The 14,166-nt window shown below is 54.5% G+C and carries 10 protein-coding genes; 5 read left to right on the top strand and 5 right to left on the bottom strand.

What is annotated here, in order from left to right; all coding sequences use genetic code 11:
• Nucleotides 1–93: 93 nt before the first annotated feature.
• The gene (locus K239x_RS21085) at nucleotides 94–2,787 is read left to right on the top strand and encodes a DUF11 domain-containing protein (RefSeq protein WP_419189231.1); all 2,694 of its coding nucleotides are present in this window, start codon (nucleotides 94–96) and stop codon (nucleotides 2,785–2,787) included.
• Nucleotides 2,788–2,920: 133 nt separating this feature from the next.
• Here the strand turns inward: K239x_RS21085 and K239x_RS21080 are convergent, their stop codons facing one another.
• The gene (locus K239x_RS21080) at nucleotides 2,921–4,048 is read right to left on the bottom strand and encodes an ABC transporter permease (protein ID WP_145420361.1); all 1,128 of its coding nucleotides are present in this window, start codon (nucleotides 4,046–4,048) and stop codon (nucleotides 2,921–2,923) included.
• Between the two features lie 290 nt (nucleotides 4,049–4,338).
• On the opposite strand from K239x_RS21080, the gene K239x_RS21075 reads away from it, so the two are divergent.
• The 3 genes from K239x_RS21075 (at nucleotide 4,339) to K239x_RS21065 (ending at nucleotide 8,818) form a co-directional block, all read left to right on the top strand.
• Entirely contained in the window at nucleotides 4,339–5,424 is a 1,086-nt protein-coding gene (locus tag K239x_RS21075) for a S49 family peptidase (RefSeq protein WP_145420359.1), read from the top strand.
• Nucleotides 5,425–5,519: 95 nt separating this feature from the next.
• Nucleotides 5,520–7,211, top strand: coding sequence for a hypothetical protein (locus tag K239x_RS21070; RefSeq protein ID WP_145420357.1), 1,692 nt, complete (start codon nucleotides 5,520–5,522; stop codon nucleotides 7,209–7,211).
• A 125-nt stretch (nucleotides 7,212–7,336) separates the two neighbouring features.
• On the top strand, nucleotides 7,337–8,818 hold the full coding sequence (locus K239x_RS21065; protein WP_145420355.1) for a sulfatase: 1,482 nt from the start codon (nucleotides 7,337–7,339) through the stop codon (nucleotides 8,816–8,818).
• Nucleotides 8,819–8,837: 19 nt separating this feature from the next.
• On the opposite strand, the gene K239x_RS21060 is transcribed toward K239x_RS21065, so the two are convergent.
• Nucleotides 8,838–10,511, bottom strand: coding sequence for an alpha-keto acid decarboxylase family protein (locus K239x_RS21060; RefSeq protein ID WP_419189230.1), 1,674 nt, complete (start codon nucleotides 10,509–10,511; stop codon nucleotides 8,838–8,840).
• A gap of 235 nt (nucleotides 10,512–10,746) precedes the next feature.
• On the opposite strand from K239x_RS21060, the gene K239x_RS21055 reads away from it, so the two are divergent.
• Complete coding sequence (locus tag K239x_RS21055; protein ID WP_145420351.1) at nucleotides 10,747–11,715, top strand: cytochrome c; 969 nt, start codon at nucleotides 10,747–10,749, stop codon at nucleotides 11,713–11,715.
• A 238-nt stretch (nucleotides 11,716–11,953) separates the two neighbouring features.
• Here K239x_RS21055 and K239x_RS21050 read toward each other — a convergent pair whose 3' ends face one another.
• The 3 genes from K239x_RS21050 to tpx form a co-directional block, all read right to left on the bottom strand.
• Complete coding sequence (locus K239x_RS21050) at nucleotides 11,954–12,376, bottom strand: hypothetical protein (RefSeq protein WP_145420349.1); 423 nt, start codon at nucleotides 12,374–12,376, stop codon at nucleotides 11,954–11,956.
• A 198-nt stretch (nucleotides 12,377–12,574) separates the two neighbouring features.
• The gene (gene trhO / locus K239x_RS21045; protein ID WP_145420348.1) at nucleotides 12,575–13,507 is read right to left on the bottom strand and encodes an oxygen-dependent tRNA uridine(34) hydroxylase TrhO; all 933 of its coding nucleotides are present in this window, start codon (nucleotides 13,505–13,507) and stop codon (nucleotides 12,575–12,577) included.
• A gap of 66 nt (nucleotides 13,508–13,573) precedes the next feature.
• The gene (gene tpx, locus K239x_RS21040; protein WP_145420346.1) at nucleotides 13,574–14,089 is read right to left on the bottom strand and encodes a thiol peroxidase; all 516 of its coding nucleotides are present in this window, start codon (nucleotides 14,087–14,089) and stop codon (nucleotides 13,574–13,576) included.
• Between the last annotated feature and the right edge of the window lie 77 nt (nucleotides 14,090–14,166).

Raw genomic sequence — 14,166 nt, 5'->3', positions numbered from 1 at the left:
TGGTCGTTTGCTCTTCCAGGCACGCTGCAAAATTTGGTAACGACGGGGCACGCCGAAGGATCGGCTCAACTATTCGCGAACGGAATGCGACCCATGAAACCTTTTGGCGTACGCCTCGCCGCAGGGGCGGTAACAATTCTCTTGGGAGCCATCATGGCCGCCCAAGCTCAGAAAGACCATCAAGACGATCTGCAAACGTCTTGGAACCCGCTCAACAATATTCAGCGACAAGCCGATGGTGATGCGCCCGCACCCATTGGTCTTGGGCAATGGAATCAAACCGACGATGACGGCGAGAAACCGCCGGCAAGTCCGTTTGCCGACGTCCCTGGTGCGATTCAATTGGTACAGCACACCGAAGCCGCGATCGGTGACGTAGCTGGTGATGTTGCCAATGCGTTAGCACTGCCGACGACGTTTGCGCCGCCTTCGGACGCTTCCAACGAATCAACTGCCAACGCAATGGCAATGCCTGCGATGACGTTTCCAGGCGATGCTCCCGGGCAAGAACCAGCAGGTGACGCGCAAGCCACTGACGGTCTGAATCTGCCACCGTCGCAAAGTTTGGCGATGCCAGCTGCGGGGCAAGATTCAGCGGATGCCATGCCGCCAAGTGGACAGCCCTCCAACTTTTTGCGTGGTGGCGTCAGCGATCAAGAAACACAGCCGATCGCAACCGACGCCGCTCAGCCTGCCAACATGACTCCCAATAATTTCATGGGTGGATTCGGCGAACAATCGCAAGACAACATCGCTGCGAACCAAAATGACAATGGGGCCGCGTCCCAAATGCTTCGCGCCGTTGCCATGCCCGACAATTCCGCAGCAGATCAAGCTGCTGCCTTGGCTGCCGAACGCGACGCGATCCAACGCGAACAGGCGCTCGCGGCAGAACAGGAACTACGCCAGCAACAAGCACGCGAAGAACAGGAACTGCAACGTCGTGCCGACGCCATGCTCGCTCGCGAAGAACTTGCACGAGAGCAAGAGATCCAAGCTCAGCAAATCCGTCAACGGCAAGCTGCCCCCCAGCCCAACCAATTCGCCGCGAACAATGGGCCCACCAACAATGGATTTGGGCAACCGCTACCAAGCCAACGACGATCCGTCGAAATGAACGGTTTTGATAATCAGCCGCAGCCTTCCGCTCCGCCGCTTCCTCGGGGGCAGTACGATGGCGGCCAATACGCAAATGGCCAGTTCGACAATCGTCCCAGTAATTTTCAGAACAATGGTCGCCGCGATACATCTTCAAGGATCGGAATGGGGCAAACTACTTTGCCCGCGCTCCCTGCAGCTCACCGATTGGCTGGTCAATCCACTGGCTCGCTCGCTCAGCCTGGCGACCGTCGCTTGGAAGGCGTCCAAGCACCCAGTGTTGTCATCCATAAGCGAGCTCCAAGCGAAGTCAAAGTTGGGAAACCCGCTTCGTTTGTGATTCAAGTCCAGAATGTCGGTTCTGCCGAAGCATTGGATGTGCAAGTGCACGACCAAGTGCCCGCCGGCATGCAGTTCAAAGGAGCCACTCCCCAAGCACAAGCGGGCAACAACGGCCAGCTTGTTTGGCAGTTGGGTTCCTTGGCAGCGGGCGAAGAACGCACGTTGACAATGGAGTTGGTTCCTGTGGAAGAAGGTGAACTGGGCAGCGTCGCACGCGTCACTTTTGAGGCAGCCGCGTCAGTCCGGACAATGAGCACACGGCCCGAACTGAAAATCGTCCAAAAAGCACCTCCAACCGTCTTGGTCGGTCAGCAGCTTGAAATCGAAGTCGAAGTTTCCAACCCAGGAACAGGTGACGCCACCGGCGTCATGCTACAGGAAGATGTTCCGGAGAATCTGGAGCATCCTCGTGGTCGCGAACTCGACAACCTAATTGGAACACTTCGTCCCGGCGAAGTTCGTCGGCAGATGCTTCGCCTGCGAGCAGTCGCCCCGGGGATGGTTCGCAATACGGTTTTCTTGCGAGGTGACGATGGCATGGAAACCAGTCATAGCGTGGACGTTCAAGTCGTCGCTCCGCAGTTGCAAGTCGCATTGGTCGGTCCAGGACGTCGCTTTTTGGAACGCCAAGCGGTCTATAGCTTGGATATCGCCAACTCGGGAACCGCGCAAGCCACCAACGTCCGCATCACCGCTTTCTTGGATCGCGGGTTCACTTTTGTCAGCACTGGCAACGCTGGTCAGTACGACCCATCCCGTCACGCCGTCTATTGGCAGCTGGACAACTTGCCGGTCGGTGCAAACGATTCTGTTCCATTGACGCTGTTGCCGGTTCAAGAAGGTGCTCGATCGATCCAATTGGAAGCCAAAGCAGATTTGGGCGTCATTGCTAAAAACGAACAACGCGTGGATGTCGAATCGCTCGCCGAACTCACGTTCTCGGTTGCCGATTCGGCTGATCCGATCGAAGTGGGAACCGAAACGACTTACGAGATCAAAGTGGTCAACCAAGGTTCTCGCCCCGACAGCAACGTCTCCGTCAAAGTTCAATTGCCACCAGGGCTGGAGCTTTTGGGGGCCGAAGACGCAGAGACCGATGGTCGCGGTTTAGTCGCATTCCGTCCGCGTGCTCACTTGGGGGCCAATTCAGAATTGGTCTACCGCATCAAAGCACGTGGTATCAAGGATGGCCGACATAAAATCCAGGCCATGGTGGTCAGCGACCAATCCAGCCAACCTGTTACCAAAGAAGAAAGCACAATGGTGTATGACGATCGCCAACCTGCGGTCGCACGAGGCCAGAGAGGCCAAAACCGAACTCAGCCTTCGGGGCAGCAGTTTCGGTAAACGAACTCATCGTTGACAGCCAACCAAACGTAAAGCTGCGGTCGATCTCAATCGGCCGCAGTTTTTTTATTGATTCACCGATCCCAGCATGCAACCCTGCAGCCAAGCGATGGATTTATCGCGAAGTCGGCGATCATGATTCGCGAAACGCTTCGGTCGGCAACAGCTTGGAAGCTCGCCACGCTGGTATCAACGCACCGAGCACTCCGATCACCAAGCCGATAATGGCGCCCTGCATTAAAACGGGGCCATCAATCGCGGGCGTCAAGATGCCTTGAGTTGCTGCGGACCGAGCCAGTAGCGATGTCATCGCAATCGCCATTAGGCTGCCGATCACGCTGGCAATGATCGCCAGCAAGATTGATTCCATCAAAATCATTTTGACCACGCGTTTTCGCGGCCAACCCATCGCTCGCAGGATCCCGATCTCACGAGTCCGTTCCAGCACGCTGGTCATCATCGTGTTGAGAGTCCCGAACGCTCCTAGGACCAAAGCGATCATGGACGTCATCCAAGCCATCGCCGTGGCGAGTTGCATACGGGTGTCTGTTTCGACAAAGTCAGTCGTCGTCAGAGCGTTTAGCTTTGAATCCAAGGCTCCAATCTGCTCGACTGTCTGCGCTGCCTTGGTTGCGGCGAAGGATTTATCTAAGACGACGTTGATATAAGTGACTTGTCCGTCGCGGTCTGCTAGTTGCTGTAATTGCGACAAAGGAAAGATCATCGATCCATTTTCCCAAGTGCTTTGGCTGTTGAAAATTCCTGAGACCAAATAAGGATCTTCAAAAATCATCACATCTTCGCCTGGCTTTACTCCAACACGATTGGCCAAGTTTGCACCTAGCAGCACACGTTTTCTGTCGGGCGATTCGACAGTAACCTGGTCTTCCAACCGGTAGTCATCCAAGAGCCACGATCCGTCAGCGATGCCCATCGACGGGACGCCGTAGATTTCTTGTTCTTCCAACGACATGGTTTCCAGCAACACGCCTGCCGAACGACTGACACCGGGCACGGCAGCAATCTGCTGGACAAACGATTCGTCCACACTGCTGCTCAGTCGGTCGGCGGTGCCTGCTCGCGAAACGACTACGTCGACGCTGTGTGATTGGTACACATCGGCAAACGACTTGGTAAATCCTTTGGCGATTCCTAGCAGCGAAACGACCGCCGCGATGGCGGTGGCAAATGCCAGCAACGTCAACGTGGTGCGAAAAGGTCGACGAGTGAGGTTCTTGAATATTAGCGAAATGAAACGCATGGGCGTCTTTCTGAAGTCCTGTTTCGATGGTCCGTTCGCGGGACGTTTCTTGTCATGGCAACGTAACTGAATGCGATCGCGACGGGGCAGCGCTGCCTTGCGAACGACATCGCAGATCCTAAACAGCACAAAGACTTTAACAAATTTGCACCGAATCCAAGATAGGCAAGCGACGAAGCCCAGGCGAAGCAGCAGAGGTTTTCTAGGCAATGCATCGCGACTGGCCGGCTTTCAGCTTGCGGGTCGATGATTGAAAAGTGAAGTTCCGTCCCCAATGCTGACGTTGTCCCATGCGTTTTCTGCCGCTCATCGTCGTGCTGTTGCTGTCTGTCGGCTGTCAGCACAAGCCGTTCTTGATGCGTGGCGGCATGACCATGAATGGCGATATGCGCATGAACGGCGACATGAACATGAACGGTGACATGGACATGAGCGGCGACATGTCGATGAGTATGAAGACTGACAACACCGCTTCGCGATTGGCCTCCGTTCTAGTCACGGGGCATCCAAATGCGGGCCAGAAAGTCGCCGTTGTCGATGTGGATGGTTTGTTGCTGAATCAAAATATCTCCGGACTTGGTTCGATGGGCGAAAATCCCGTTGCCTTGTTTCGCGAAAAGATCAACGCGATTGCCGCTGATGCCAGCGTTGGTGCGGTTGTGTTGCGGATCAATTCGCCCGGTGGCGGAGTGAACGCTTCGGATTTGATGGCACATGAAGTGACGCAGCTAAAACGTAAACGCAATCTGCCAGTCGTCGCATGTTTAATGGGAACGGGGACGGGCGGCGGCTACTACTTGGCAACCCATGCCGACACGATCATTTCGCATCCAACCTCCGTTGTCGGTGGAATCGGCGTCATCCTGAATGTTTACGATATGGAAAACACGATGGGCCAATTCAATATTACGGCCCAACATATCAAGGCCGGCGACAAAATTGACGCCGGATCTCCCGAGCGTGTCGTCGAAGAGGACGAACGCGAGATGCTGCAGAACATCGCCGATTCGTTTCAAAAGCGTTTCATCGATCAAGTCAAGCTTGCCCGCGGCGATATCCAAACCGAAGTCGAAGTGTTTGACGGCAGTGTGTTTACAGGTGTTCAGGCACAGCAGCTGAACTTGGTCGATCAGGTTGGCTACCTCGATGAAGCGATCGATCGGGCAAGGGAACTCTGCGGGGCCGCACCAGATGGCCCCGTCGTTATGCTTCGCCGCGACAACGACCGTGCGTACACCACGCTCGATGTCAGCCCCAACGATCCGCTTGGCATGTCACTGCTGCCTATCAATATTCCGGGACTGGACCGGAGCGCGATGCCAACGTTTCTGTACCTTTGGCAAGCCGACCCAAGTCTTGCGGCTGTGATTCAGTAAGCACCACCTGCATCATCAGATGCAGTGGCAACGAGCTTGTGTGAAGTAGATACACTGGAGCCGGATCTGTTCCTCTCCTGTTGTGAGTCCGCCAAATGTTTTTCGTTCGCCCGATCTTGCTGTGCCTGTTTGTGGTCGTCAGCGTGTCTGCGAAAGCAGAATCGCCGCTTGAATCGATCACACTCAGCGACGTCATTGCTGGTCTGCAGAAAAACGAATCTGACCTGCAAACGTTGGGCGTCACCTATCGTTGCAAAGGCGTGCAAAACTTCTTTGGTGACTTTGCGAAAAACGGCGCTCGACAAACATTTGCCGAGCAGTGGCAGGTTAATGCCAGCGGCTATGGCTGGAACGATGCCAAAGGAGATATTACTCGCAATCGACCTGATGGAAGCGTCCGCGATCACAGTTTTCATCATCGCGCCTGCTTCGATGGCAAAGAAGGGCGTACTTTGACTGAGGAAACGCGTGGGCTGGGCCAGCCCACGTTGCGTGGAAACATTGAACTGACACTCATGCGATACGCGGTGTCGCCGTTTGATTTGACGACGCAGCACCAAGGGCAACCGATTAGTGAACATCTCTCCAAGGGCGGGCAAATCGTTGGCAGTGAAAGTTGGGACGGCCACCAAGTGACGGTTGTTGAATCGGTGACGGATGCCAACGTTGATACGTTCAAGAGTCAGTACTGGATCGATCCGGAACGTGGGTTTGCCGTTGTACGTCGTCGCAATTTAATGCGTTCAACACCGCAATCCGAATGGAAAGTTGTTTACAGCATCGATAGTTTTAAGCTCTCCAAAAATGAAGACGGGTTCTGGTTTCCGCAAATTGCTTGGGTCCAGACCTTCGGCGTTGCGGGTCACGGAGCGGACGTTGGCGCGACGCTTCGTCGATCCGATCTTCGATGCGAAAAGTGGATCGCAAATGCAGACATTGACAAGAAACGAATGCAGATCGATTTTCCGTCCGGTCTAGACGTGCCAGCACTCAGGCGGAACTTCACCGACGTGGCCAAAGCTGCAAGTTTTTATGTTCAACCAATCGAAACGGATTTGCAACGCGAACTGATCGGATCCAGCAAATCCGATACGTATGCACACGTCGATGTCACGGCCTACGCGAACGTCAACACAAAGCAGATTGATCCCGCCCGATTCGACTTTGATGCGTTAGGCATAGCATTCAAGGCAGCGTCCGACCGACGTGGGAATAAACACGCGAATTTGTTTGTGGCGTTTGAGCATGGAGCTCTTGGTTCGGATTCGACCCTGGCGGCTTTTGTGCGTTTGCCCGTGATCCAACTGGCGAAAGACAACGGTTTTGCCAGTGTTAAACATTCCAGCCGGTATGGCGGTTCGCTTTGGCAGCCGCTGCCAGAACCTTTCAACGCGGAGTCCGACGAACGCAACTTGGGCGACGATCAAATTGGGGTCTATCTCGTCGGTTCACGACTCGGCCGCGCCCTGGCGGACGACTTTGAGTGCTTGATCGTGTCAAAATCGGATCGGCCTTTGAAGCCCAAGCAGCTAATCTCGGATGGGACGTTGCAAAAGATCCAAGCTGCAGTCAAGGGCGTCGATGTTGCGGGGAAATCACTGCGGTTAAGCCTGACGCTGGGCGGTCCGCGTGATAATCCGGCCAAAGCCAATGAGCTTGCGGGCGTGATGAAAGATTCGCCTGTCCAAGTCAACGCGATCAAGGCTTTGCGGAAAATTGGGTTCGGCAATATTCGTTTGTCAGTCAAAGTTGGATTCACGATCTATGTCAGCGACTACATCGAGTAAGCGTTCACGGTGAGATCGTTGGCAAAGACACTCAATCCGTTGACGTTATCGTGCATTGCATCGCGTTGTCGTTGCACTACGCTCATGCTCTATGGTTTTAGGCTTCCTGTCATTCGGAGAGATCAATGCGATCGTGTTGTTTGTTGCTGACCTTGTCTTTTGCTGCGTCACTTTCCGCCCAACAGAAGCCGAATGTTCTGTTGATATTGGTTGATGATCTCAAACCCGCGATGGGCTGCTACGGCGACGCGACCGCCCAGACGCCTCATCTGGATGAACTGGTCGCTCGTGGGATGCGGTTTGATCGAGCCTACTGCAATCAAGCGGTTTGTGCTCCGTCGCGGTTCACATTGATGCTTGGGTCTCATTCGACTTCGACGGGACTCTATGGGCTGGGCAGTCAGCTGAGAGAGTTGGTGCCCGATGCCGTGACGATGCCTCAGTATTTTGCCAAACACGGCTACCGCACTGAATCGTTGGGAAAAGTTTTTCACATCGGCCACGGAAACGAAGGCGACCCGGATTCTTTCAGCGTGCCGCACATGAAAGACAAGGTCATCGAGTACTTGGTTCCCGAAAGCACCGATGGGCAACTGACGCGTGAAGAAGCCTACTTCACTAACCAGAAGCTTGGCCAAATCAAATCGCTTCCACGCGGTGCGGCATTTGAATCGCCCGATGTTGCCGATGATCAGTATGCCGATGGCCGCGTCGCTGCCGAAACCATTCGTCGTCTGACGGTGGCGAAGAAACGAATAGAGACCGACAATCAGCCGTTCTTCATCGCGGCCGGTTTTGTACGTCCCCACTTACCGTTTAGCGCACCAAAGAAGTATTGGGACAAGTACGATCCCGCATCGTTACCGATGCCGCTGACCAATTCAGCACCCGAGGGAGCTCCTGCGGTCGCTGGAAAAAAAGGCGGCGAAATCGCGGCCTACAAACCGGTTCCTGCGCAAGGAAAAATTAGCGATGAACTCGCACGGCAATTGATTCATGGCTATTACGCGAGCACCAGTTTTGTCGATGCACAGATCGGTAAAGTCGTTGATTCGCTTGAAGAATTGGGGTTGGCCGACAACACGATCATCGTCCTGTGGGGCGACCATGGATTTCACTTGGGCGATTTGGGGATTTGGACCAAGCATACGAACTACGAACAGGCCAACCGCATTCCCATTTGCTTTGTCGCTCCTGGCGTCACCCGGTCAACAACTGCGACAAGTCAGCCGGCCGAATCGGTTGACATCTTTCCAACGTTGGCCGAATTGGCTGGCTTGCCTGTCCCCAAGGTGCCGCAATCGATTGATGGCGTGAGTCTGGTTCCAGTTCTGAAAGACGGGAAAGCACGTGTCCGGGGGCATGCCTTTCATGCCTACCCTAAAAAGAAACTGGGGCGGGCGATCCGAACGCAAAGATATCGATTGGTGCAGTGGAAGACTCCTGGAGCCGATGATCAAACCGCCCAGTATGAACTCTACGATTACGAAGCGGATCCGTTGGAAACGAAGAACCATGCCGCTGAGAAGCCAGAGGTCGTGGACGAATTGAAAGCGATATTGGCGTCGTATCCCGAAGCGGTTAGCCGCCGCAAGAGGCGAAAGTAGCCGTCGTGTTGGGGGAGCATCACACTGTTTTGCTCATACGTTTGGCCAATTTTCGCAACGTTTCGCTGGCATCGTTTTCTTGGAGCGTTGCGTGAATCAAGTGCGGCTGGTCAGGCGTGTCCCACGCGGCCTGCAAAGCGTTGTCGAATTGAGTTTCGGTCGTCACTTCATGGCTGATCCCGCGACCGTAGACTTTCATCAGTTCGCCGTAGCGCCAAGGGTGGATCTCGTTGTACTTCCATTCGCCTTCGTGCAAGTAGCGTTCGGTTCCGTAGCCATGGTTGTCCAGTACGATTACGATCGGATTGTGCCCGTAGCGAATCAGCGTGCTCAGTTCTTGCCCGGTCATTTGAAAGGCTCCATCGCCGACAATCACCACAACGCGATGATCGCTCCTTGCGGTCGCAGCGCCCAGCGCGGCCGGCACGCTGAAACCCATCGAAGTGTAATAGGCCGGGCTAAGGAACTCGCCTCGATCATGAATCGTCAACTCCGTGGCGGCGAATAGCGAATCACCCACGTCGGCAATCACAATCGTGTCACCATCGATGCGGTCGTTCAGCCGACGAATCATCCAACTGGTTCGAAGCGGTCCATCATCGGTCGGCGGGGACGATGGCGTTCGGACACGTCCCGATCGAATGGATTCGGGGATTTCGCGCGTGGAAGCTTTCACGTTCGTCGTGTTAAGACCAACAATGAATTCTTTTAGCTCCACGTTTTGATAGTGATGGTGCGAAACGCGTAGGTTTTCACTGGTCGCGTAGACACATTTGGTGGGATCCAAATCGGCGGTGTAGATGCCCAGATTGATATCGCTCAGGAAGGCCCCTAGCAAAAGAATTAGATCGCTTTCTTCGACGAATCGAGTGACTTCTTGATCGCCCAACGCTCCTTCGTACAAGCCGACGAAATTCGGATGGCGTTCGGACACGACGGATTTTCCCAGCATCGTCGTCGCGATGGGCAGGTTGGCGGCCTCGGCAAAAGCAAGCAGTTCATCTTGCAGTCGAAAACGATGCAGTTCGACTCCAGCGACGATGATGGGCTTCTTTGCGTCCGCCAAACGCAGCGAAGTTTCCTTGATCGCTTCGGCGGTTGCTGCGGGATCGTTTTGATGGACTGCACCGCTGTACCCGTGGGCGATTTTGGGTACCACGTGAACCATGTCTCGGGGAAGTTCAATGTAGACAGGTCGTTTGTATCGGTCGCAGGCATCCAGGACGCGATCGATCTCGGAAAACGCGGTCAACGGATCCGAAAGCTCGGTGCCCGCAATCGTGAACTTTTCAAACACGTCGTACTGTGTTTTGAAATCGCGGACCATGTGGTGTAGCAACGCGCCGTGGGCACGTTCTTTCAGCCCCGGGGAACCTGTTAACACCACGACTGGAGATTTTTCGGCGTACGCTCCTGCGATTGAATTGCAGACGCTCAATCCCCCTACGCAGTAAGTGACGCACAACGCACCCATGCCGCGAATCCGCGCGTAGGCGTCGGCCGCAAAGCCCGCGCAGTCTTCGCGTGTGCAGCCGACCATGTTGATTTTACTTTTTTCCAGTTCGCTGTAAAACGAAAGGATATAGTCGCCCGGGATCCCAAAAATGTCTTCGATGCCATAGTCGCTCAGACGTTGGATCAGGTACTGTGCGATCGAGAGGTTAGCAGTGCTTGGCGGAGTCGGTTGAGTCATCGTCATTGCCTTCCTGGTGGTTCACGAATGATCTTGGTTGGGGATCCGAAGCGTCTGACTATTTTATGCGGCCCGCGTGTATCACACGTTGAACTATTTTTTTCCACTGGCGTTGCCGCCAGCGGAGACTGCTCAAGCGTTCACAATGTTGTGTTTTGTCATAACTGGTTTTGCGGTGTTGATGCTACAATCGGCGGATCGCGATTGGCTTACTATCGATTGGACGAAGCGGAAAATGAAATCAGAAATTCGATTGTCACGTCGACACTTTCGTAGCTGGACGACTGCCGTGGTGGCCGCGGTGCTGGGAAGCATTGCGTATGTGGGGGCCGACGAACGCCGATTAGCACCGCCAAAGTTTTCGGAATCGGAGACCAGTCGGACGTTTTTTCCTTCGCTCTCGGACGCCATCATCGGCGAACGCCCCACACTTTCCGCGTTGCGGAAATCTTCGGTTGCTGCTGCAACGGACAGCAAGACCGCGCCGATGGCTGCTGGTTCTGCGAAAGCGGGTGGTGGATGGGGCGATTTGATTTCGCCGCCATCGATCGAAGACGAAGTGAAACGTGTGAAGTTGCACTACGACGGTGTGGTTACGACGCCCGGTGCATTTAAAGGGGGCGGCTACCAAGACGCTCGATTGGATCTGTCGATTTTGGCGGTGATGTTTGCCATCATCAAAGAACATCCGGCCGATGTGCGTTGGAAGGACCAGGCGGCAGCCGCTCGTGACCTGCTTGCACGATCAGCGTTTAATTGCAAAGCCGGTTCGACGCAGGTTTACAACGAAGCGAAACTTCGCAAAGCCGATTTGCAAGACTTGGTCGCGGGAAGCGGCCTGAGTAACCGCGACGGCGAAGACCAAAACGATTGGTCGATGATTGTCGATCGCAGTCCGATGATGGAATACGCTCAGCAGCTAGTCGATTCGTTGCAGGATGCCACCAATGATGCGGCTTCGGTGAAGTCCAAGTCTGACCAAGTTCGCCGCGAAGCAGAGTTGTTGGCCGTTCTTGGTACCGTGCTTGTCAAAGAAGGAATGGATGATTTTGACGATGACGACTACGCTGCGCTCAGCAAGCAGATGACAGAGGCGTCCAAGGCAGTGGTGGGAGCTTTGGAGCGAGGAGATGCCGACGCAGTTCGCAAGGGCGTCGGGGCCATCACACAAAGCTGTGACGCTTGCCACGAACAGTATCGCTAGCGGAATGCGTGGCTGTGGCTATGCGCGAAGTTGTGGCAGTGCGCGAATCGCCAGGGACCAACGTAGGTACGGAACCAACGTAGACACGCATCCGAGTAGCCACAGTATCCGTGGCCAATCGATCGCTCCGAGTGAGCGATCAGAGATTTGCCGAATCGGCGGAGCTTTGCTCAATCGTCGTCACGGTCAATCCGCCTGAGACGCTCTAGCGGAGTTTTGCGTGAAGTCGTGCGGTTTACTAACCGACGCACCACTTTTCGTTGAACCACTCCACGCGGTCAGCACGTCGTGGATTGTATTTGGTCGATGGGCTGAACTTGTGCGTTGTCAAAAACGACATGAACGCTTTGGCCGGAACTTCTGCGTGCTGAGACAAAATATCAACGTGCTCGCTCTCAGGTTTCCAATCATAGAGAAGCTTGTTTTCGGACTCGAATTTTTCGTCCAAGAAACTCGCATCAGCTGGGCTAATGACGACGAAATCACACTCGCGTTTGCACAAAAAGTTCAGCAATTTCGCGGCGAGTGCGCGTGTCTTTTCCAGGTCACCGTTGCAAGTGCTCGATGAGATATTCCACAGGCTGACGAAACCGTCCTCGTCCTGGTCTTCAGGGGAAATCTTGAAATCGATCGGATCAACAGCAGCTTTCTTGGCAACCATATTTGGGAGCTTCCTATGTACTTCAAATCGCAGAAAAAGAGCGTCTCGTAAGGCTCCTATTCTAACAAAAAGAGGCCGTCTGCCGACAGGGTACCAATCGAATCGGTCGGGGCGGAGACGCCCCACGTCCGTTCGACCGCGGGCAAATCTGCCTTGGACAGGGATTTAGATGCGATTGAGCGACATTGGGCAGGAAAATTAGACGTCGTCGGTGCAGCGGTTTTGCTCGTTACGAGCCTGCTGGATCTGGCGTTGCCGCTCGGCGAAGCGATCTTTTTGCTCCTGAGTCAGACGTCCGGCACAACCCGGGCACTGGACTCCAGCGACAAAATCCGCGTGCTGTTGCTGTTCGGTCGTGACCGGCCATCCGCACGCAAAGCACATCACATGCTCGGATTCGGTCAAGCCATGTCCGACGGCGACGCGTTGGTCAAATACGAAACAGTCCCCATCCCAGAGCGACTCGTCTGCGGGCACTTGTTCCAGATACTTCAGGATTCCACCACGAAGATGATAGACCTCTTCAAATCCCTTTTGTTTTAGCAGTGCCGTGGATTTTTCGCAGCGAATGCCTCCCGTGCAGAACATCGCAATTTTTTTGTTCTTGCCCGGATCAAGATTCTGATCGACGTAATCGGGGAATTCGCGAAACGTGTGCGTGTCAGGATTCTCAGCGCCTTTGAAAGTTCCGATCGCGACCTCGTAGTCGTTTCGGGTGTCGATCAAAGTGACGTCAGGATCGGAAATCAATTCGTTCCATTGCTGTGGGTCGACATAAGTGCCCACCGATCGATTGGGATCGATGTCTTGGACACCCATCGTGACGATTTCTTTTTTCAAACGAACCCGGGTTCGCTTAAACGGCATTTCAGCGCAATACGACTCTTTGACTTCCAGTTCGCGCAGGCGATGGTCGCGACGAAGGTGGGCCAACAGATCGTTGATGCCTTGGCGACTACCGGCAATCGTGCCGTTGATGCCTTCGTGGGCAAGCAGTAGTGTTCCAAAAACTAGATGTTGCTGCATGGCATCCAAAATCGGTTGCTGCAGCGACACAAAATCATCCAACGCGACAAATCGATAAAGAGCCGCGACGACGATGTTTGGATCCGAAGCCGGAGAGTTGGTCATGGTCACCCAACCGATCTCGTTCGTTCCCGCAATCGTGTGCGGGAACGAAACGATTCGAACAGACGTTTAAACAAGCATTCGCAGGGCGGCCATGGCCGCGTCGTAGTCAGGTTCCTCGGTGACTTCGGCGACGATCTCTTTGTAAGCGACCTTGCCTTCGCCATCGAGCACGAACACGGCACGCGTCAACAGTTTGAGTTCTTCGATCGTGACGCCGTAGTCGGTTCCGAAAGCATGCGTTTGGTAGTCGCTAGCTGTTCGCATTTTGATGTCTTCCGCACCGCAGAAGCGAGCCTGGGCAAACGGCAAATCTCGGCTGACGGTAACAGAGTTGATCTTGTCTCCCAGGGAAGCCAAGTCTTGGTTGAACCGTTTGGTTTGGACGGCACAGGTGGGCGTGTCCAAGCTGGGGACGATGCTGATAATGCTGGGTTTGCCTTTCAGGTCCGCCAGCGTCAGCGTTTGGATTCCGGCGTCGGCGTAGTGCAGAGCAAAATCAGGTGCGGCCGATCCAACAGCGACGTCGTCGCCTTCGAGCGACATGGGGTTGCCTTTGAATGTGATGACTCCAGTGCGTGACATCGTCTTGGTCTCCGAGGGATTTGAAAAAGGCTATATTGTCAGGCGTGATTTGCGAAATGCGTGTTCACGCCAAGCTG

It is taken from the genome of Stieleria marina (assembly GCA_007741555.1).
Taxonomy (GTDB): Bacteria; Planctomycetota; Planctomycetia; order Pirellulales; family Pirellulaceae; genus K23-9.
The sequence above is the reverse complement of the archived record's forward strand: the minus strand, read 5'-3'. Positions and strand labels throughout refer to the sequence as shown.